Source organism: Paenibacillus sp. T2-29 (genome assembly GCF_052921365.1).
In genome coordinates, this window is sequence record NZ_JBREVE010000001.1 from 908,542 (window position 1) to 929,090 (window position 20,549).

The following is a 20,549-nucleotide window of genomic DNA, read 5'->3' on the forward strand; positions in this document are numbered from 1 at the left end:
CTTCCTCAAGTTCACGAGTATGTTTTGAAGCTATTATACTTCGTTCCAAGGAGGATGTAAACAGAACAGCAAAATGAACTGTAATAAATTCTCGAATTTCTCATCTCAGCGATCGTTTTGAAGTTTTAATCAACCTGAACACCCAAGTTTCGAAAAAATCCCCGCATATTCTGCATGTAAGAGTCCTGAGCAGGAGAAGATTCCTTAAGAAGATTTTGCATACTGTTCATAAACGCAGAAACTGAGGATGTATCGGCTTTGTCAAACTGATTCGTTAACTGTGGTTTATTTAACAGCTCTTCAGTCTGTCCTGTACGCTCCTTGTATTTATTAATCCAATCGGAGTTTTGAGGAACCTTTTGCGCAAAACTTAGCAGCTGGCTTAATCCATTTCCTCCACCTTTGATGTCATTCATGAACGCAGTATATTTTTGAGGATCTACCTGTTTCATAACTTCCGATAGTTTAACGTAATCCTCAGGGGCACCTATCGGACGATCTATTGGAGTCGTGTAGCTAATATCTCCGGTCTCTGAATCCATAGTTCGTGTCAAGGCAATACCAGCTATCTGGTTCATGGTTTGCATAAATTCCTTGGCTTTATCGCCTTCCATGTAATGATCCGCAATATACTTGGACTGGGAAACTCCCATCTCCAGCAATACCGCGCGCTGCTTCTCATCCGTTACCGTTCCATCGACGATAAAATTGGATTGAATCATATTGTACACAGCATCGGATACTTCTTCCGGTTGGCCCTCCAAAACCCGGTTTAATGCATCGTTGATCTGAGTTGTGCCAAAATACTTGGCAGCATGTGACACGATATCCCCCTCAGCCAGCTTTCTGCCAGCTTCACTAATCTCCACAGAATCCTGAACGACGAACCTGGACACTTTTTCTTCATGTAGCTGGGGGGACGGAACTTGCTTGCTTGTCGGATTGATCCGTAAGCTACCAGAGCTAAGAACCGCTTGTTGTGCTTTAAGAGGTTCAAAATTCATTCAACTTCCTCCTGTCATTTTTGTAACAGGCAATCTAAGGCGTATGTACGATGTAATGTAACCCTGTTGCTATATATATCGGACAAAGCATATATGGAATGAATATATGCTTTGTCCTAAAAATGAACAATTTTTGAAGCAAGATCCTGACTCTGAATATAAATTGTTAAAATAAACAATCTGACGTTGTCATTGCTTTATAGACAGTACATCAACCACCATAAATGCTATAAGCAAAGTGATATACAATATCTGTAGCTGTAAGTGAAGTACCTGACACCTGGGCAGCTACACCTGAAAGATCATAGTAATGTGTAAAGCTTATGGGACCAGACAAGTATTCTGCAATACTTCCCGTAGAATGCGGCAGGGAAAGGGTCACACTAAAGGCTCCATTTTGATCCGTATAACCAGTACCTGTACGAGTTCGATTCCCGCTGCTTTCAGTCCAGTTCTGGTTCAACCATGTCACATTAACTGGTGCATTTGCTACTGGATAATTATCCGTTGTAGTAACAACACCCTTTACAGTCAGGCTGGTGTTTCCATTAACCCGATAATGGCGACCGTAAGAGTAGGATGGATAGTCATTCGGACCGTTTTTAGAGTCATAACCGTTAATTACAATTTTTCCAGCCCGAAGTACTGGTTTAAGTGTGAGTGCATATAAATGGTCGGGTGAATACTGGTTTGTGGTGTACACTCGCACATAGTAGGTTCCCGTATTCAAAGTGACATTATGATTGGTTTGCGGCAGAAGCGCCATTTGGTTGCCACTAAGAGCCCCATAAACTTCCGCTTTGTAACCGTAGCTTTCCGAAGTGCTGTCCAGTTTGACATTCAAACCATCATAATTGCGATTCGCAGGAATTGTGATTTGATACCAATCATTGTCAATTCCTGAATGAATGGAGCGTGAATTAAGGGTAGATCCCCCTGTACTAAATGTAAAGTTATAGGCATGAAAAGCACTCTCATCCGGTTCATAGGCATCATATTGGGAGTTTACATCCACGGTTAAATAGAAAGGATCATTTATGCTCGATCCCTTTTTGGAATGGACTGCAACTGCGTAAGCTTTCTCAGATCCGGTAGCATTGCGGCTTCCTACGTTTTCAGGAAGTGATGCCGATCCCTGTTCATACTTGTTAAAATAGGTTCCATAGGTGGAGGCGTCAATAGCATTGGGGTTGATATCCCCTGTTGTCATATCAAATTCGTACAAGTATAAGTCATAGTCAAGCTGCTCTGAAAATGGACCATCCAACTGTGCCTGCAACAATTCACCTGGCTTCACATAAATCGGATATAAAAACTGCGTGCCTCCCTCTTCCGTAATTGTACCTGAATACGTAGCAGAAGAAGCTGTGGCTGCCGTTGGACTAGCTTTCAGGGAAGGAAGGGTCTCCCTTTTCAAAGAGAATGTCTCTGGTGCTTTAAAATTGATATTTTCCTGCATGTTATAAACGGAGGATGTAATACCTTCAGGCTTGTCCACCCGGGTTAAACGCTCAATAACATCTTCGTTGTTCGTTGTTAGCTGAAAACTGGAATCAGCTTCAATAGCTTGTTTCTCCTTGTTCAACTCTGTACCTTGACTCGCGTTTGCAGTCATCCCAAAAGCAAACAGGAGCATCAAGCTTAGCATAACTGAAATAGCCTTTCTGAACCTCTTCATACTGAAATCCCCTCTCAAATGGTTTAAGGAATTCCCGCTTTCCCCGGAGAAACCAGGGCAATTCTAGGCTGTTGTCTCTATCATAAAACATTCTTGGTTCTAATGGAATATATTGAGTAAATATTTTTTAGTCTTCATTCCCTAAAATAGAAACCCCTAGAGTCAATAGATTATATGATAATTCTGGGACAATAAACTTATTTTAGACACTATTTTACCATAAAAACCCTACCAATCTCTTGTTTATACGTTATAATAAATAGATATGGGTAGTACTTTTAGCCTATATCAGCGTCGAATTACCCATAAACATACATAAAAAAGGGGAATACAGATGAAAAAACTCACCGTATTTATGCTAGTATTGTGTTGCTTTTCAATTTTGTCAGCTTGCTCTACCGATCCAGTAAAAAAAGATTTAATTACCTATGTGAATGACGGAATGCTTCCGTTAGCACAAGATGAAAAAGCAGTAACTGAAAAATATGAATCCGTGACAGGGGATAACTTCACAGATGATGAAACACTATATAATACGTTACGAGATGATATTATCCCAGAATACACCAAATACCTGGATAAGGTTGAAGCAGTAAAGACGGAAACTCCTGAGGTACGAGCTGTCCACGAAACCTACATCAAGGCAGTTAGCACTCAAAAGGAAGCACTCATTACGATGGTCGATGCGTTGGAAAAAGGGGATCTGAACTTAATTAATGAGGGTAATACCAAGCTAAGCGAGGGTAAAAAGCTATTCAGAGATTTTGGTGAACAGGTTAACACACTTGCCAAAGAGCACGACGTGAAGATCAATAAGAAATAAATTTTAAAGCTCCCGTCTGGGGAGCTTTTTCTATTTCCTAGGAATACTCGAAGCAAATTACCGCTTTCTTTAATTCTCGATCATAAAATAAGTAAACCGTATCAGCTCCAAACGCTTGAAAATAATACCCGGTGAAAGAACCGATATATGTAAATGTCTCACCATTGGTACGTTTAGGCACATGAAGCAAGTTAGTTTGCTCGAACTTAAGCATCTCTTCCAAGGATTCGTCATATTCCTTGATGTAGCTTTGAGCCTCATCAGACTGAAATGCAATATCATCCAGAATACCGTTGACTTCGGGAAAGCTTAGCCCCCAACCACTGGATTGCTTTTCCTCAAAATCGTGGGTGAGCTCTTCCACAGACTTTTTGGCCTCTCCAAAGGAGGAATAAGGATAGATTTTATTATTTTCTAAGAAAAATGCTTTGCGAGCTTCGTAATCTTGTTCATTAGCTGTGTACACCTGCTCCAGTCCGTCCAACGCCATGACTTCTCTCTTCATACGTAGGTACGCTTTATCCCCGGTAGATTTCAGCGCTTCATAGGTAGCTTCCAGCTGCGCTTTCTGATGAAGACTAAAATAATTCCAGTCTGCTTCGAATTTGTATTTGCCGTCAATTACATCGAATCCCAGCATATCTTCCTTGGTATATAAGGTATGAAATTGCTGAGTATTTTCACCCACACAGCCTTCGTGGATTTCTTTTACGGAAACAAAATGAAGCCACTCGTCCTGCTCTGGAAATAAAAATTGGAGATTAATCGAGCAAATTGGCAGAAAGTGTTTGCGGTGATGTTCAAGATCGCTGGCAAATACGTCCTCGTATGCTGGAAAACGTTTGATAAATCTCTCTGGTATGTTCATAGATGCTCCTCCTAAATTATACGGTTCTATGGTTGCTTTTCGATCCGAAACGTCCCCTCACTCGAAATCACGCTGTAAATTTCATCAAATCCTTCTTCGTAACTTGGGACCTCTAGTTTACTCATTACACTTTTAATACCGATTTCAGGAATATACTCTTTGCCTGTGCGCTGCTCATTACGCTTAATAGATTCAGCATAATCAGGTTCAAAGTAGTAGCCAATGATTTTAAATCCCTTGTTTTTACAAGCATCTATATATTTCTTTCGTTCTTCGACTGTGGGATTTGTATTGTCCACTACAAAACGCTGCATCGTTTCGATGGAGGTCTGAAGGTACATATTTTCCCTATTTCGTGTTTTAAGCATATCAAGATTTATTCGCATATGTGTTTTGAAGAATCGTTCTTTATAAAAAGTCGATTTGCCCGAAGCCTGAATTCCTATAAAAATGACACACTCCAAACCTCACACATCCTTGTTCAGATATACATATTGGTTAATATAATCTCTATTTTGTGAGAAGATTTTTATTTCACAGCAATATTATCCTCAAATACAAAAACGGAGATGGCTATATCTTCTTCCACTTTAATATCTGAAAAAAGATGCAGTAAGCGGGAATCCATATACTCCTCCAGTTCTTTATTGAACTGTACAGGATAGATTTTTTGTACCATTTTGGTTCGAGCTGCATGCACCATCTCTCTTCCTGCAACCTCTTGTGCAAGAAATTTTTCGGATGGAGTTAAATTGCCGTATAGCATTGTGATGGCCATATTATCTACAAAGGTTGTATGTATGCGTTCCGGGCCTTTTCCAAATAGCTCTTTACGTACTTTTCGAATAATTTCGTTAAAACCCGTTTCCTTTCTCATATCGCACCGCTCTCCTAAATCTACTAAAATCCTTGTTACTATTTCCATCATAACCGATTCCTATCATATAAAACAGAGATTAAGCGAAAGTGATTCTTGGAACATGCTTACCATTGGACGCATAGAAAAGAAAACACAGCCCGCCCGATCGGACAGACTGCGTATATTACTGAATCCAAACAGACTAATCTTTCACCAATCGATTCGACAGCATCAACATGATAAAAGAGAATAAAATAATGACGGCTACCCAACTCCAGGAGAGTGTCATATTTCCGACCTCGGACGCGGTGTAAATCGCCGTAGGCAGGGTTTGAGTCTGTTCAGGAATATTACCCGCAAGCATCAGCGTAGCTCCAAACTCCCCTAACCCTCGGGCAAATCCGAGAATGTATCCTGAAATGAGCGGTCGGTAGGCAAGAGGCACCGTAATATGGCGAAACACTTGCCATTCATTGGCACCTTGCGCACGTGCAGCCTGCTCTACCTCGGGATCTACAGCTTCAAAGCCTGCTTTGATCGTCCGATAAGCCAGTGGTAAAGCAACAACTACGGCCGCCACCACTGCGGCTCCCCACGTAAATACAATGGTCTGCTGGAACAGGCTTTCAAAGGCAGTGCCAATCCAGCTTTTCCTTCCCAGCAAGATGAGCAATATAAAGCCGACAACAGTGGGCGGCAAAACGAGCGGAAGAAGTAGGACGGTCTCAATCACGCTGGTTCCTCTCCGCAGCGAGCAGTTCGCCATCATCCGAGCTACCACAGTAGCTAATAAAAAGACAATAATGCTGGCAACGACAGCGACTTTGACAGATACGATAACCGGAGGAAGAAAAGCCGACCAATCCAACGGGACCCCCTCCTTTATCTGTGAATTCTATTTCTTTTCTGTTGGAGCTGAAAATCCATCTTTACTGAATACGCTCATGGCTTCATCTGTACGCAGAAAATCGACAAACTCGCCTGCTTCCTTGCTGTGTTTGGTTGCTTTTACAATACCTTCTGGATACAGGATAGGTGCATGCAATTCCTCAGGTACTTCTAGTGCTACGACTGTTTTATCGGATGATTTGGCATCTGTCAAATAAACGAGTCCAGCATCGGCATTACCTGTTTCAACATAGTTTAATACCTGTCTTACGTCTTTGGCGAATACCATCTTCGGTTCCAGCTTGTCCCACAATCCGGCCTTTGTCAGCGATTCTTTGGAATATTGTCCGGCTGGAACGGTAGTAGGCTCCCCAACAGCAAGCTTTAGGAAAGAAGGATTTGTCAGATCATTAAGTGTAATACTTTTGTTATCCGTGCTGTTCGCCTTATCTTGCGGAACAACCACAACCAGTTTATTTTGAAGCAGTACGCTATCTTTTTCCACTAATGAAGCATCGGTTAAAGCCTTCATTTGCTTCATGCCTGCCGATATAAATACGTCAGCGGGTGCACCCTGCTCAATTTGTTTTTGTAAAGTACCGGATGAAGCATAGTTAAAGGTAAGCTTGATATCTGGGTGCTGCTTTTCATATTGATCCTTGAGCGTATTCAGACTATCTTGAAGACTCGCAGCGGCAGATACAATCAACTCTGTTTTGGGTGCGGACGGTGTCGACTGTACAGCAGCCGGAGACGAACACCCAGCCAGAACCCATGCCAACAATCCAACAAACATGAATATGTACCCGAATCTCTTTTTCAATTTGTTTTTCCCCTGTCCTCTAAATTCCGAAATGAGTTGACAATGCAATCTCATAACGGTCCAAATCTATTGGGTCAACCCAAATATTTGTGATAAATAGATCTTGCCTCGGCGATATCCTTGGTGCCATGGATCAGAACACGTCCATCCTGAAAAAGAACCAACCGATGCGATCCAATGACAACGGATACTAGATATGGATTATGCTCCACTTTGCCCCCTTGGCGGGATAGCAGGCGTGCCGCTTCGTTCAGATCACGTACAGCACCCGTGACTGGTCGAATCTGAACCGTATCACGTCCGCACAGTACAGCCGTTTTAGCCTGATGCTCCGATTGTAGAAATGGATACACTGGATGCTCACCACACGTCGGACAATCTATTTTTTTCATGGCGCTGATCTGGATCGCCTGATGTTGATTATTCCATAGATCGAAGGAAATCAGCTTGCCTTGTAAGGCTGAATTGTCCCCAGTCAGCAGCTTCAATGTTTCGGCACTTTGGTAAGCTGCCACCATTTGTACAGCTGGACTAATGATACCGACCGTATCACAGGTGGCACCGCCGAGCGGTACAGTTCCGAGCAGACAATGCAGACAGGGTGTCTGTCCTGGAACGATCGTAAAGGTTGTCCCGTAGCTACCAACACACGCTCCATAAATCCAGGGGATTTGGTGCTTTACAGCGTAATCGTTCAAAAGCAGACGTGTATCGAAATTATCAGTGGCATCTACGATGAGGTCCACCCCTATCGCAATATCGCCGATTTCCTCCAGTGATACATCTTGAACTAGTGCACGGATGTCCACGTCCGAATTGATTTGCTGCAATCGCCTCTGGGCGGCCACTGCCTTGGGTATCTGTTCATGGGCATCCGCTTCGTCGTAGAGCTGCTGGCGTTGCAGGTTGCTCCAGTCTACATAATCTCGGTCTACCAACGTCAACCGTCCGATGCCCGCTCGCACCAGCATGTCCGCGTTCGCAGTTCCCAGTGCTCCAGCACCTACCATTAATACATGCTTGCTGCGGATATTTTTTTGTCCTGTCGGCCCGATTTTTCCGAATAATTCCTGCCTTGAATATCGGGCGTGAGACGCCTGCGTGTGTGCTTTTGCATCAGCATCCTTTATTGGGTCCTTTTTCATTTCAGACATGTTAATTTACGCCCCCATACTTCTTATCCATTAATTGCTGCAAGTTGATCAGACAAGATAAAAGTCCAGATGTCCCGCCTAACTCGAAGTTATGGGGTGTTATGAGGATTCCAGCCACCTAGCTGGTGCCCCTTCCACTCCGAGCCGTCCTCCCACACTTCCTTTTTCCAAATCGGTACGATTTGCTTCAAGCGTTCAATGGCATGGCGACTGGCCTCGTAGCAAGCATCACGGTGCGCAGCAGAAACAGCAATCACGACACTGGTCTCTCCAATCCTTACCGTACCAAGCCGATGTGTAATAGCAGTGCGCGTTGACGGCCAACGATCTGCAATTTCGTCACCTATCTGCTTCATCGTGTTCATGGCCATCGGCACATATGCTTCATATTCAAGCAGCACCGTTCGCTGACCTTGTGTAAATTCCCGAGTCGTACCATTAAAGGTCAATGAAGCCCCATGTGAAGGGTCGTGTACCTTGGAGGTTACCTCATCGGCATCAATCAGATCGTAGGTAATAGCGTATAAGCCACATTTTGAAACGACCGTCTCCATTCCGGGTGCTGACTGATGAAGAGCAATTGCGTCTGATGGAAGCACAAGTTCATCTGGAGAAGCCAACTTCTTATGATGGGTAAAAAAAGAACCTGACAGTTGTGAAGCTATCTTCGGGTACAGCTCATTCAGCCTTGTTCGAATGTCTGCAATGGTCACCGTTTCCTGTGAAAGTTCCATAGTGATCACGTCACCAAATTGTTCCGCCATACCTGCGAATAATTGAATATGATATTGCATTATGCACCCGCCCCCCTTTAATACACCCTATCTATCGAATTCACCTGGCCTGTTATTGAAACTCATCCTCCTGAAACCGGAGGAATAATCGCAATCTCATCATGTATACTAACCAGATCCTCAGGAGCGGCGTAGGCTTGATTTCTGGCAACAAAAGCCCCCTGCAACTGGGCCGCTGCTTCAGGGAAATATTTGGACAGCAAGTCTTTTAATTCGTTGATGGTCATCGTTTCCTGATCAGCAGACACCGTGATCATAGGCTTTCCCATCAGTTCTGCAAGTCCGGCAAATACTTGAATATGATAGTTCATTAAGTAGGTTCCCCCCTTTCAGTACAAGAATGACCATCGCATATACACCAAGAAAAACCAACATGAACTAATACCTCGAAAGGTTTTATTCCATGCTGGTTAACGACGATGGTCTACATTGATTATTTTTTATATTATATTTTAGATTCTACCAGTTCATCAATCCGCTCCGTGTGCGTGTACACGTTCAAAGAACGACTTCGTATAAAACCGACGGTAGTAATCCCGAGATCCTCTGCCAATTCAAGTGCAAGCTCTGTGGGAGCTGACTTGGACAAAACAACCTCACAACCAATTTTCGCAACCTTCAACAAAATTTCAGACGAGATGCGCCCACTGAATACGATGATTTTATCTTGTAATATAATATCATGCTTTAGGCAGTACCCATAGATTTTATCGAGCGCATTGTGTCGGCCGATATCCATTCTGGACAGGATTATTCCGTCTTTATCACACAGCGCAGCATTGTGAACGCCACCAGTCTCCTGAAACGTATGTGCCGAGGTTTGCATCAAATTCATCAGCCGAAAACAGTCATCGAAAGATACCGTAACATGGGCATCATTCATTCTTTTTGCCACTTTGGCATCATTTATAAAGTAAAATCCCTGTCTACTTTTTCCGCAGCAGGAGGTAATGTATCGTTTGGAATGAAAGTTTTGATAAAACTCATTCATCCGACGGGTTTTAATATGAACAAATCCTTCTTTTTCCTGAACCCAAATATCTTCGATATCATCATACCGTTGAATGACGCCTTCAGAGGCCAAAAAGCCTACTGCCATATCCTCTACATACTCTGGTGTACAAACCATGGTGGCAAATTCCTGCTGATTGATTTTAATGGTCACCGGATACTCCGTCACCACTGTGTCTTCAAAACGCTTGATCTGACCGTCCCGGTAACGTAGGATCTCGCGTTTTACCTCAGCCGGCTTTTCCATGTGCTCAACTCCCTTGTTTCTGACAGGCTGGCTCTTTGGTTCACCCGCCGATATGTGACATTTCAATTTTGGACGATGCTTGCTTTGTATGAGTCAACCGTTCCTCTGAATAGCGGTCGGTACGTCCTCTCCATACACGCTCAATGTAAGATCTAATCTCATCATCGGATTGCTCGGACCGCAGCATCGTGCGAAGCTTGTACCCTTTAGACGCAAACAGGCATGTGTACAAGGAGCCCTCAGCAGAAATTCTCGCCCGTGTACATGTGGAGCAGAAAGCGTCCGTAACGGATGAAATAATGCCGATTTCCCCGTCTCTGTCCAGATACCTATAGCGCGTCGCTACCTCACCTTTGTACTGGGGTGGAACAGGTTCTAACGGCATGTGCTCGTGGATCGTTTCGATGATCTGCTGCTTGGAAACAACCTGATCCAATTTCCAGCCATTGGTGTTGCCTACATCCATAAATTCAACAAAGCGCAAAATATGCTTTTTCTTTTGAAAATAGTCCGCCATGGGCACGATATCCTGATCGTTAAAGCCCTTTTGCACGACCATATTTATTTTCACCTGCATTCCCGCTTGAGCTGCAGCCTCAATACCTTCCAGCACCGCCTTTACACTGCTTCTCCCCCCGTTCATTCGGCGGAATCGATCATCATCAAGCGAATCCAGACTAACTGTCACTCTCTTCAGCCCCGCCTCTCGCAGTGACGCTGCATACTTAGGCATAAAGACACCGTTCGTCGTCATAGCAATATCTTCAACCCCATCGAGTTGAGTTAACGAATGAATGAGCGAGGACAGATCTTTTCTCAGCAACGGCTCACCACCAGTAATGCGAAGCTTTGTAACACCTAGCGAGACAAAGATACGAGAGAGGCGGGTAATTTCCGCAAAGGTCAATATTTTTTCTTTTGGCAAAAACGGATAGTCATGGCCAAATATTTCTTCAGGCATACAATATCGGCACCGAAAATTACATCGGTCTATGACGGATATTCTCAAGTCCCGTAACGGACGATTCCATTGATCGTCGCTGCGGTTCGCCATCCCGTTCACCTCAATCCGTCTTCATTAATAAACCTCTTTAAACTCTAAACTGAACCAAAAAAACCGGCATCACAACAACTTCTTCGCTTATGAATACCGAAGAATCTGCTAAATGCCGGTTAATTTATCTACATCAGGATTTTACGAATCCTCACATCATGTGATATAGAAAAATCAAACTAACAAGCGCTGCGCCAAATAAAATATACGCGATTCTCACGTACACTCCATTCACGAATGCTCTCAAATAGATACATTCCTATTGTTAGCAATCCTGGAACGTTTGTCAATGATTTTTCGCTTTCTCAATTGATAATCATTATCGATTAAAAATTTTAATAAATCACCGTTGAACTATCTTAAATTTTACGCTATAGTTACACCAGATGACATGCAGAAAATGACATATTCAATTTATTGATATACAGACGGTGCGTACTGTCTGGTATTAATACATACTCCTATGGCGGATTGGCCTCCAGGACCTAGAGCTTGGTCACTACTCCACCATAAACACAAGTGCTTAAACACGAGCACTTGTGTTTATGGTGGAGTTTTTTTGTTCCCAATTTTAAAATTCAAAATCTGAAAGGAGCCTGAACCGTGACGGATAGTACGATCAAAATTACATTAAACGGACAGGAACTGAAAACGAATAGCAGTGCAACCATTCTTGAAGTAATCAACGAAAACAATATTGCCCATCCCCAACTGTGTTACGTTCCCGAAGTGGATCCGATCCGCACCTGTGACACATGTATCGTGGAAGTAGACGGAAAGCTTGTACGCTCCTGTTCAACACTTGCTACGAATGGAATGAATATTCATCTACATTCAGATCGCGCAAAAGCAACTCAAACCGAGGCTATGGATCGTTTGCTGGAAAATCACCTCCTCTACTGTACAGTGTGCGATAACAACAACGGTAATTGTAAACTGCATAACACCGCAGAGCTTATGGAAATTGAACATCAAAAATATCCATATCGACCGAAGGTTGATCCCACAGAAGTGGATATGTCCCACCCTTTTTACCGTTATGATCCCAATCAATGTATTGCATGCGGCCAATGCGTAGAGGTATGTCAGAACCTTCAGGTCAATGAAACACTGTCCCTCGACTGGGAGGCTGAACGCCCTCGCGTGATCTGGGACGATGGGGTTGCAATTAACGATTCCTCTTGCGTCAGCTGCGGTCAGTGTGTAACGGTCTGCCCATGTAACGCCTTGATGGAAAAATCCATGCTGGGAGAGGCCGGCTTCATGAGCGGCATAAATAAGGATTTATTAAATCCAATGGTTGATCTAATTAAGGAAGTGGAGCCAGGCTACAGCGGTATTTTTGCAATTTCGGAAGCTGAAGCAGCGATGCGTGAAACCCGTACAAAAAAAACAAAAACCGTCTGCACGTTTTGTGGTGTAGGTTGTAGCTTTGAAGTTTGGACCAAAGGCCGCAAAATTTTGAAGGTACAACCTACCTCTGAGGGGCCTGTTAACGGCATTTCGACATGCGTCAAAGGGAAATTCGGTTGGGATTTTGTGAATAGCGATCAGCGTTTGACCTCGCCATTAATTCGTCAAGGAGACGAATTCGTGGAAGCAACCTGGGAAGAAGCCTTGAGCCTGATGGCCAGCAAAATGGGAGCGATCAAAGAAACCTACGGCGGCGAGGCACTCGGCTTTATTTCTTCGTCCAAATTTACCAATGAAGAAAATTATCTGATGCAAAAGCTGGCTCGTCAGGTGTTCCAAACGAATAACGTTGATAACTGCTCACGGTATTGCCAATCTCCTGCATCATGGGGTCTACAATACACCGGAGGCATCGGCGGAGACAGCGGTACGATTAAAGACATTGCCTCAGCAGGTTTGGTCATACTGGTCGGCTGTGCGCCGGGAGAAGGACATCCTGTGCTGGCTACCCGCATCAAACGTGCGCATAAGCTGCATGGTCAAAAGCTGATCTCGGTGGACCTGCGCAAACATGAAATGGCAGAACGCGCAGATCTGTTCATGCGTCCGAAGCAAGGTACGGATTATGTATGGTTATCCGCTGTAGCCAAATACATCATTGAGCAAAACTGGCATGATGCTAAATTCATTAAGGAACATGTAAATTTCTATCCTGAATATTTGAAATTGCTGGAGAACTTCACCTTGGAATTCGCCGAACAGGAAACTGGCATCTCCAAAGAGACGCTGATTCAGGTAGCAACCATGATTCACGAAGCGGATGGCACGGCCATTTGCTGGGGTATGGGCGTGACACAAAACATCGCAGGCTCCTACACTTCGATTGCAATTGCCAACCTGCTGCTGGTGACTGGCAACTTTATGCGTCCGGGTGCAGGCGCATATCCGCTTCGTGGTCATAACAATGTGCAGGGCGCTGCCGATATGGGTACGATGCCAGATATTTTCCCTGGCTATCAGCCCGTAACGAACGATGCCATTCGTTCCAAGTTCGAAGCGGCCTACGGCGTACAAATTCCAAGCCAACGCGGACTGGACAACATTCAAATGCTGGAAGCCATTGAGACGGGTAAGCTCAAAGGTATGTATATCGCTGGAGAAGAAATGGCATGGGTGGATGCGGACTCCAACCATACCCAAGAAATGCTGGCGAATTTGGATTTCCTTGTCGTTCAGGATGTATTTCTGAGCAAGACAGCTGAATTCGCTGATGTCATTTTGCCAGCCGTACCTTCACTCGAAAAAGACGGAACCTTCACAAACACCGAACGTCGCGTACAGCGTTTATACGAGGCGCTTCGCCCTATAGGAGACAGCAAACCGGATTGGTGGATTTTCAGCCAATTTGCCAAGCACATGGGATTTGATTGGGATTACAGTCATCCGAGTGAAATTTTTGAGGAAATGGCGGCGCTCACTCCATTTTTCTCCCAATGTAATTATGACGTATTGGAAGGCTGGAACAGCTTCCATTGGGGATCGCCGGATGGTAGCAACACACCGCTTCTGCATACCAATGGCTTTAACTTTCCAGATAAAAAAGCACGCTTGGGACTTTTCGAATATGTACCACCAAAAGAGTACCCCGCTGAATTCGATCTGACCTTAAATAATGGTCGACTGCTCGAACAATTTCATGAAGGAAATATGACGACAAAGTCAACAGGCCTTCAGCTCAAACTTCCAAAAGTATTTGTGGAAGTGTCCCCTGAGTTGGCTGAGGAGCGTGGAGTTACAGACGGATCGCTGGTTCGGCTGGAATCTCCCTATGGTGCGGTCAAGCTACGTGTTCTGGTGACGGACCGGGTACAGGGAACTGAAATTTATGTGCCAATGCACTCTACCAGCCATGAGGGTGCTGTCAATCTATTAACTGGTGGAGCATTTGATGTCATCACCCGTACACCAGCCTATAAACAAACCAAAGTACGGATGCAAATTTTGGAGATCGATGGTCAAAATCCACTGCCACATATCAATCCACGTTATAAAAAGCGGCATCCGCAAAATGGGGTTGAAGTGAACCGTAAGTGGAGTCGTCCCGGTTACGTCGATTTGGTAGATCAAAAATAAGGAGGTCGAACCATGGCTAAGCCTATTTCAATTGTGAGAAAACGTATTTTGACAGCAGAAGAACGGCAAAAACAATCCCTGGATCAACTGACTGCCGATCTGGCGGACAATGGGGCGGCATTGCAGAAGACACTTGAGATTGTACGGGAGCTGCATGACAGCGGTCTTCTCGAAGCAGCCCAGTCTATGCTAAAAGCCAAAGAAACCATCGCCAAAATCGCTGTAGGACAAGCGACGCGCAAGCCTGTGACGAAGATGATCAATAATCTGATGGGTGCAGCAGGGATGCTGTCTGAGGTAGACCCCGAGCTGATGAAAAAACTGGCAAGCAGCGTCACTACGGGCCTGAACGAAGCCGAAGAGCATCTAAAGCAGAATAAAAAGACTCGCCTACGTGATCTTATGAAGGCCATGAATGATCCGGATGTAAACCGGGCTATGGGGTTCGGTATTCATTTTCTCAAAGGCATGGGAAAAGGTTTGTCTGATAAATAGCTTAATAGATATGAAAGTGGAAGACTGCTAACCACAGATAATAAAAAGAGCTGCACCCGTTTTCGGAGCCAGCTCTTTTTATTTATTTTTTATCCACCTGTAACAAGGTCACCGTTTTAAGAGAAACAGCATCTTTTATTTGCTCCTCCGCGATAACCTTAAGTTTTAGCAAGCTGGAAATTTTTAAAGTGTCCGGCTTGGAAAACAAACGCCATAATTGAGGATCAGGCAATGCATCATACAATTTTGCATGATCGTATTCCTTGCGCTGCTGCTGTACAATCCTGACTCTGTAGTTGCCAATTTTCCAATCGGATACTTCCTGCTCTGCGCAATGAGCGGTAATGTCATTACGCAAATCAGCCAGTTCGCCTTCAATTTCTTTTTGCTTTTGCTTTAACTGGTAATAGCGACGCACCTTGTTTTCCAATTACATCACGCTCCTCTGCTTACATATGTATGTTGGCAGAAGCGTTTTAGGACAAGTTTTATCATGTCAGGATATAAGGTGTAACTGCAACTGACACAACATTTCCCGGGTAATGGTAACGTCGATGAATTGAGCCCTCATTATTCAAACTTTATTTAGGTACATTCGCCCCTGGAGTTACAGGTCCCGCTCCTTTGGACTCCCCCTTGCGCTTCATATAATTGGCCCAGTATGCCGTCAGAATTGGCACCAAAATAGAGGTCACTATGACCGAAGCGGCTACTAATGCTGTTGCAGATTGTGCAACAGGCAAAAATTCAGGTTTGATATTGGCAACAATGACTGGATTGGCTACCGCTGCACCTGCTGTGCTGGAGGCTGCAATTCCTGCCGTACCATTGCCACCACCAATATATTTGTCCGCCAGAATCAGCGGAATACCTGTAATGATAATGACAAAAATGCCCAACAAAATACCTGGTACGCCTGTCTGAACAATAACACTCAGGTCAATAGAACACCCCAGTGCAAAACCAAAAAATGGAATCAGAGCCTGTGTCGCGTTTCCAAAATATTTACGGAAATCATGATCCAGATTGCCCAACATAAAGCCGACCAAAAATGGTAATACGGCACCGACAAATGTTTGCGGTTCAAAAACGGCCAGTCCGGTACTACCTAGAATAAGCATGGTCACCAACGGGCCCGATTCCAGTGACATCAGCACAAATGCTCCTGCCTCTTCCTTCGAGCCATACTGCTGCATAATGGAGGCATAGAGCCCGCCGTTCGTCATATCCATAGCCGAGATCAGCGCCAGCACCGACAAACCTGCAAATAGCCCACTTTCTACGCCGCCAACAGGCAGCAATCTGGACGCTATGATCGCCACGACCCAGGCGACCGCGATTTTAGTCAATACGAGCGTTCCCGATTTACGCAATACGGTGCCTGTCGCTCGCACATCTATGGAAGCACCCATACAAAAAAACCACACTGCCAAAATGGGCACCGTACCGGTCATCAATCCCTTGGTAAAAGATCCAAAATAGTCGCCTGCCCATGGAGTAAACGTATGAAAAAGTGCGCCAATAAACAGCGGCACCAGCATAATGCCCCCAGGAATTTTATCGATATTTTGTTTGATTTTCATAACTTCATTCAACCCTTTCGTTTTTGCCAATGCAAAAACAAGGCCGTTTTACTTGCGACTTAAGCCGAGTTCAGGAATTAATTTGGCGAAAGTATCATGACTATCCTTCAGTTGACGTGCGAATGCCTCTGCATCCTGGACACGCAACCCTAACCCATGCTTCCGCATTTCCTCCCTGAATTGCTCGTCTTTCGTCCCCTTGATCAGTGCATCCGCTAACGTTCGAGCCACCTCATTCGGTGTATCCTTGGGTACAGCCAGCCCTCTCCAAGTGCCGATAAAATGGACACGTAACCCAGTCGCCTGCTGAAGTGTCGGCACCTTTGGAAACGCTTCCGAAACAGTGTCTGCTTGGATCGCCAGTATGCGAAGCTTCCCATCGTCCACGTATTTCTTTACTTCTGCGGGGCTGACGGGTACAGCATCCACGAATCCACTCATTAAAGCAGAAACTGCTGGGCCTGCTCCCTCATAAGGAATATGGGTAAAGCGGACTCCGCTTTTCTGCTCCAGCATCGCGGCAGCGAGGTGCCAGATGCTTCCTGTGCCTGCATTACCCATTTTCAGCTTGCCTGGATGGACCCTAGCATCCTCCAGAAATGCCTCCGCTGTCTTCCAAGGCGCATCCGCCCGAACCGTAATGGCAGAAGGGTCCATATTGGTTTGAAGCAGCGGCTTAAAACGCTCGTAGGTGATTGGTAGCAGTCCCAAATGTGGTAATGTAGTCAGTTCAGCGACCAGATACGTTACGGTATAACCGTCCGCCTGCGCCTCAGCTCCCTCCATCAGCCCGACAGAACCGCCGCCTCCTGTTCGATTAACGACGATGATCGGCTGCCCGAGATGCTTTCCGGCGGCTTTAGCCAACGCTCTTGCGGTAATATCTGTACCGCCCCCCGCCGCATATGGAACGACAAGCGTTACTGGCTTCGCAGGAAATATACGACTGTGATCCTGCAGGGTACGGTGATCCACATATTCACTGATACTCAAGGCAGAAAGCATAGCCACTCCTGCCGCAACCAGCACATATTTTTGCCATGGCTTTTTCTTCATTACGCTTCCTCTTCTCCAAAAATGAACTGGGCCCATCTTGCACCCGTTGTCACCTCCAACCTTTACGGACATATTGTTTACGCTTACATGAAGTCAATGTACCGCACCGTGGAGGTCCACATCTATCGCCTAATCCTCGTATTTATCTTCGATTTCACCAAAGCGCCGATCTTTTGACCGATCTGCATATTCATTAGAAGATTTGTTGATTTGTCTGAATTTCCCTGGGGTCACTTGTTTATACTTGCGGAATACACGAATAAAGCTGTTCTCATTTCGGTACCCGACCTGTTCTGCAATTTCACCAATTTTCAAATGCGTTTCACATAGCAATATGCATGCCTTTTTGACACGTAATCCAGTCAAATAATCGTAAACGGTAGTCCCCGTTTTCTCCTTGAACATACTGCTCACCGAGGACACGCTCATGTGAACATGATCCGCAATTTCCTGAAGCCCGATGTTCAAATGCAGATAGTTTTCCATATAGTCGATCATCTCTTGTACGCGTACAAAATCTTTGGACTGTTGGCGTCCATGCCATTTTTCTTCAATATCAGTCAACATAATGGCCAGCAAAAGCTCAATGTCTTGAAGGTCTAGTGTCAGAATCTGATTCCAATGATAATCAGCGAGCTGATCTGGCGGTGTCACACTCTGAGTGGCACACCATTTTAGCAAATCTTCCAGCAGTTCATGAACAAATAGGTAGACCTGGTTTGGAGATGTCCTATAGTGTCGAAGTTCTTCTATCCATTGGCTGACTAGCTTTGCACTTGCACCAGGCTCCTGTGACTCCACAGCACGAATCAGATCCACACGCCGATGGTCCAGTAATCTTGCATCCTGAGCCTGATCCTGTGATTGCACATCCACTATGCAATCCCATTTCACATTTATGTTGCTGCTCATATTCATATGTGAACGTCCATACCCCTCGTACAAACGTAAATTAAGCGCCTCTTTTCCTTGTATAAAAGAAGCCCATACCTCTTGAATATCTGTGACCTTATGGCCGATCCCTACCGAAATAGTCATGGGAAGATACTCCCCAACAACCTGAATTAGCCTGTCAACGCTCTTACGAAGCCATGTTCTCTCTTTGGCTGCTCCCTCTGCTCCAACTTCATATACACTCTCCCTGAGCTGCAGCAGGACAACCAGACCATTCTCCTCCTCCGGCGCACTGACTGCTTTCCACTGAGGCTCAAGCATCTCCAGCAAAATATTGTTCAGCGCATATTTGAGCAGCATTTTGTCCTCTTCTGGAAAGCTTGCGGTCCACATAGAATACCGATCAATCGACACGACCATAACAACCAAAGAATTACGGTCCCAATCGGAAAAATACTGTTCCCATTTCGTACGCATTTCCTGTATACCCATTCTACGCTGGATGACATCTTCTATATATTTGGATCGCAGCTCCGGCAAGCTTCGCTCTACCACCAAAGATTTGCGGTGAAATTCTCCAACCAACTTGCTAATCACGGGTTCCAAATCATACAATCCTCCCTGGCGTGTTCCCTTATTGCCTGAATTCAGGAGGCTATTAATTTTTTTCATGGGGCGAAAAGCGGCATAACTGTAATAGTAAACCGCTGAGCACCCAGCCAGGATAGAGATCAAGGCCAGCCACAGCATCATATTGCGCGCCAGCTTGACATTTTTCAGCAGCTTGTCCATCGGCACGAGTGATACTAGACGCCAGCCTGTGACATCAGAGAAGGTCTGGTTCGCCATATATTCCATATCCCCGATTTCTACATAAGCGTAAGGATTCACATCCAGCTCTTTCAAAACCCTGCCCATCTCATTTAAGGGTAAGGACGATCTCAGCTTGGGATAGATCAGCTCACCCTCCAGATCATAGACGTATTGCGAGTTGGATAAATGAATATACAATTTGGAGAAAAAATGGTCGTAATCCAAATTGATTAACACTGCACCGATGACCTGTCCATTCTCTACTATAGGCCTAGCCAGCGAGAGCAGTTCTATCGTGCCATGCTGTTGATCCGTGCCATACCATCTTCGCTTAATCAGTAGCGGCTTTTTTTGAATGTTCTGAATCCAGGGAACCCAGGTTGTATCCGGTGCCTGGTTCCAATCGGGCAAATAACCATAATTGCTGGAGATGAGAGCATGATTCTCCAAAGAAATGACTTCAACCGAATAAATTTCTTCGCTCGAAGAAAGGGTTTTCAAATATTTCTGAAGCCGATCTATAACGGAAGCTTTGTTGGATACCGACTTTCCGTTCGTATGAATACGTATAAAAGACTCTACATCCGGATGATAAGCTGCATCCAGCGCCTTGTTATCCGACTCACGAAAAGCCCGATTGGTCACATCCAGATTGATTTGCAACAATTCTATATTAGGTGTGTTCAGCTCGGTATCCAAACCTTCACGGTATCTTGAATACGATAGCAAGCCGATCAGGCTTATCACGAGCGACACGCACAGCGTGAGCAACAGGATCAGTCTTGTCTGCTTATTTTTCAGTATCAAACGAAGCTTAAGTCGCAACATTCCTGTAACTTCATCCTTCCGGACTACGTTGTCCATCTTCCTCTTACTTTATATTAGATGACATATTACCTCTACATCTATTTGACGCATGAAGTGGAATTTCCTGCCTTTACAAATCAAACTTAACAGAA

General features: G+C 44.7%; 19 protein-coding genes. 3 read left to right on the top strand and 16 right to left on the bottom strand.

All coding sequences use genetic code 11. The annotated features are described in order from the left end of the window. Positions 1–125: 125 nt before the first annotated feature. The gene (locus ACU1JV_RS04470) at positions 126–1,004 is read right to left on the bottom strand and encodes a hypothetical protein (RefSeq protein WP_413986714.1); all 879 of its coding nucleotides are present in this window, start codon (positions 1,002–1,004) and stop codon (positions 126–128) included. Positions 1,005–1,215: 211 nt separating this feature from the next. Next, entirely contained in the window at positions 1,216–2,682 is a 1,467-nt protein-coding gene (locus ACU1JV_RS04475; protein WP_013372240.1) for an Ig-like domain-containing protein, read from the bottom strand. A 334-nt stretch (positions 2,683–3,016) separates the two neighbouring features. Between ACU1JV_RS04475 and ACU1JV_RS04480 the strand changes: the two genes are divergently transcribed. Beyond that, on the top strand, positions 3,017–3,505 hold the full coding sequence (locus tag ACU1JV_RS04480) for a hypothetical protein (protein WP_013372241.1): 489 nt from the start codon (positions 3,017–3,019) through the stop codon (positions 3,503–3,505). Between the two features lie 37 nt (positions 3,506–3,542). Here ACU1JV_RS04480 and ACU1JV_RS04485 read toward each other — a convergent pair whose 3' ends face one another. The 10 genes from ACU1JV_RS04485 to moaA form a co-directional block, all read right to left on the bottom strand. Continuing rightward, a complete protein-coding gene (locus ACU1JV_RS04485; RefSeq protein ID WP_013372242.1) occupies positions 3,543–4,373 on the bottom strand; it encodes a hypothetical protein in 831 nt (276 codons plus the stop codon). Positions 4,374–4,399: 26 nt separating this feature from the next. After that, positions 4,400–4,837: an AAA family ATPase gene (locus ACU1JV_RS04490; RefSeq protein WP_013372243.1), complete on the bottom strand. Its 438-nt coding sequence runs from the start codon at positions 4,835–4,837 to the stop codon at positions 4,400–4,402. Positions 4,838–4,902: 65 nt separating this feature from the next. After that, positions 4,903–5,250, bottom strand: coding sequence for a DUF2294 domain-containing protein (locus tag ACU1JV_RS04495; RefSeq protein WP_013372245.1), 348 nt, complete (start codon positions 5,248–5,250; stop codon positions 4,903–4,905). Positions 5,251–5,434: 184 nt separating this feature from the next. Next, on the bottom strand, positions 5,435–6,100 hold the full coding sequence (gene modB / locus ACU1JV_RS04500; RefSeq protein WP_058829934.1) for a molybdate ABC transporter permease subunit: 666 nt from the start codon (positions 6,098–6,100) through the stop codon (positions 5,435–5,437). A gap of 27 nt (positions 6,101–6,127) precedes the next feature. Further along, on the bottom strand, positions 6,128–6,943 hold the full coding sequence (modA, locus tag ACU1JV_RS04505; protein ID WP_058829935.1) for a molybdate ABC transporter substrate-binding protein: 816 nt from the start codon (positions 6,941–6,943) through the stop codon (positions 6,128–6,130). A 74-nt stretch (positions 6,944–7,017) separates the two neighbouring features. Further along, positions 7,018–8,097, bottom strand: coding sequence for a thiazole biosynthesis adenylyltransferase ThiF (locus ACU1JV_RS04510; protein WP_413986715.1), 1,080 nt, complete (start codon positions 8,095–8,097; stop codon positions 7,018–7,020). An 89-nt stretch (positions 8,098–8,186) separates the two neighbouring features. Then, positions 8,187–8,891, bottom strand: coding sequence for a molybdenum cofactor biosynthesis protein MoaE (locus tag ACU1JV_RS04515; protein ID WP_058829936.1), 705 nt, complete (start codon positions 8,889–8,891; stop codon positions 8,187–8,189). Between the two features lie 62 nt (positions 8,892–8,953). After that, positions 8,954–9,202, bottom strand: a complete 249-nt coding sequence (locus ACU1JV_RS04520) for a MoaD/ThiS family protein (RefSeq protein WP_058829937.1) — start codon at positions 9,200–9,202, stop codon at positions 8,954–8,956. A gap of 134 nt (positions 9,203–9,336) precedes the next feature. Then, the gene (gene fdhD / locus ACU1JV_RS04525; RefSeq protein ID WP_013372251.1) at positions 9,337–10,149 is read right to left on the bottom strand and encodes a formate dehydrogenase accessory sulfurtransferase FdhD; all 813 of its coding nucleotides are present in this window, start codon (positions 10,147–10,149) and stop codon (positions 9,337–9,339) included. Between the two features lie 40 nt (positions 10,150–10,189). After that, positions 10,190–11,203, bottom strand: coding sequence for a GTP 3',8-cyclase MoaA (gene moaA / locus ACU1JV_RS04530; protein ID WP_129549670.1), 1,014 nt, complete (start codon positions 11,201–11,203; stop codon positions 10,190–10,192). 603 nt (positions 11,204–11,806) lie between these two features. Here moaA and fdhF point away from each other — a divergent pair. After that, on the top strand, positions 11,807–14,749 hold the full coding sequence (gene fdhF, locus ACU1JV_RS04535) for a formate dehydrogenase subunit alpha (RefSeq protein WP_413986716.1): 2,943 nt from the start codon (positions 11,807–11,809) through the stop codon (positions 14,747–14,749). Between the two features lie 12 nt (positions 14,750–14,761). Continuing rightward, a complete protein-coding gene (locus tag ACU1JV_RS04540; RefSeq protein ID WP_064962064.1) occupies positions 14,762–15,244 on the top strand; it encodes a DUF1641 domain-containing protein in 483 nt (160 codons plus the stop codon). 82 nt (positions 15,245–15,326) lie between these two features. Here ACU1JV_RS04540 and ACU1JV_RS04545 read toward each other — a convergent pair whose 3' ends face one another. The 4 genes from ACU1JV_RS04545 to ACU1JV_RS04560 form a co-directional block, all read right to left on the bottom strand. Then, complete coding sequence (locus tag ACU1JV_RS04545; RefSeq protein ID WP_413986717.1) at positions 15,327–15,674, bottom strand: hypothetical protein; 348 nt, start codon at positions 15,672–15,674, stop codon at positions 15,327–15,329. Positions 15,675–15,825: 151 nt separating this feature from the next. Then, positions 15,826–16,827 (bottom strand): 2-keto-3-deoxygluconate transporter, encoded by a 1,002-nt coding sequence (gene kdgT, locus ACU1JV_RS04550; protein WP_413986718.1) that lies wholly within the window; start codon positions 16,825–16,827, stop codon positions 15,826–15,828. 48 nt (positions 16,828–16,875) lie between these two features. After that, positions 16,876–17,883, bottom strand: coding sequence for a tripartite tricarboxylate transporter substrate binding protein (locus tag ACU1JV_RS04555; RefSeq protein WP_413986719.1), 1,008 nt, complete (start codon positions 17,881–17,883; stop codon positions 16,876–16,878). Between the two features lie 129 nt (positions 17,884–18,012). Beyond that, a complete protein-coding gene (locus ACU1JV_RS04560; protein WP_413986720.1) occupies positions 18,013–20,454 on the bottom strand; it encodes an AraC family transcriptional regulator in 2,442 nt (813 codons plus the stop codon). Between the last annotated feature and the right edge of the window lie 95 nt (positions 20,455–20,549).

What these genes read in the sequence shown, in the direction of transcription:
- ACU1JV_RS04470 (WP_413986714.1), bottom strand. Translation starts at nt 1,004, where the DNA reads ATGAATTTTGAACCTCTTAAAGCACAACAAGCGGTTCTTAGCTCTGGT.
- ACU1JV_RS04475 (WP_013372240.1), bottom strand. Translation starts at nt 2,682, where the DNA reads ATGAAGAGGTTCAGAAAGGCTATTTCAGTTATGCTAAGCTTGATGCTC.
- ACU1JV_RS04480 (WP_013372241.1), top strand. Translation starts at nt 3,017, where the DNA reads ATGAAAAAACTCACCGTATTTATGCTAGTATTGTGTTGCTTTTCAATT.
- kdgT (WP_413986718.1), bottom strand. Translation starts at nt 16,827, where the DNA reads ATGAAAATCAAACAAAATATCGATAAAATTCCTGGGGGCATTATGCTG.
- ACU1JV_RS04485 (WP_013372242.1), bottom strand. Translation starts at nt 4,373, where the DNA reads ATGAACATACCAGAGAGATTTATCAAACGTTTTCCAGCATACGAGGAC.
- ACU1JV_RS04555 (WP_413986719.1), bottom strand. Translation starts at nt 17,883, where the DNA reads ATGAAGAAAAAGCCATGGCAAAAATATGTGCTGGTTGCGGCAGGAGTG.
- ACU1JV_RS04520 (WP_058829937.1), bottom strand. Translation starts at nt 9,202, where the DNA reads ATGAACTATCATATTCAAGTATTTGCCGGACTTGCAGAACTGATGGGA.
- ACU1JV_RS04515 (WP_058829936.1), bottom strand. Translation starts at nt 8,891, where the DNA reads ATGCAATATCATATTCAATTATTCGCAGGTATGGCGGAACAATTTGGT.
- moaA (WP_129549670.1), bottom strand. Translation starts at nt 11,203, where the DNA reads ATGGCGAACCGCAGCGACGATCAATGGAATCGTCCGTTACGGGACTTG.
- ACU1JV_RS04560 (WP_413986720.1), bottom strand. Translation starts at nt 20,454, where the DNA reads ATGGACAACGTAGTCCGGAAGGATGAAGTTACAGGAATGTTGCGACTT.
- ACU1JV_RS04540 (WP_064962064.1), top strand. Translation starts at nt 14,762, where the DNA reads ATGGCTAAGCCTATTTCAATTGTGAGAAAACGTATTTTGACAGCAGAA.
- ACU1JV_RS04495 (WP_013372245.1), bottom strand. Translation starts at nt 5,250, where the DNA reads ATGAGAAAGGAAACGGGTTTTAACGAAATTATTCGAAAAGTACGTAAA.
- ACU1JV_RS04510 (WP_413986715.1), bottom strand. Translation starts at nt 8,097, where the DNA reads ATGTCTGAAATGAAAAAGGACCCAATAAAGGATGCTGATGCAAAAGCA.
- fdhD (WP_013372251.1), bottom strand. Translation starts at nt 10,149, where the DNA reads ATGGAAAAGCCGGCTGAGGTAAAACGCGAGATCCTACGTTACCGGGAC.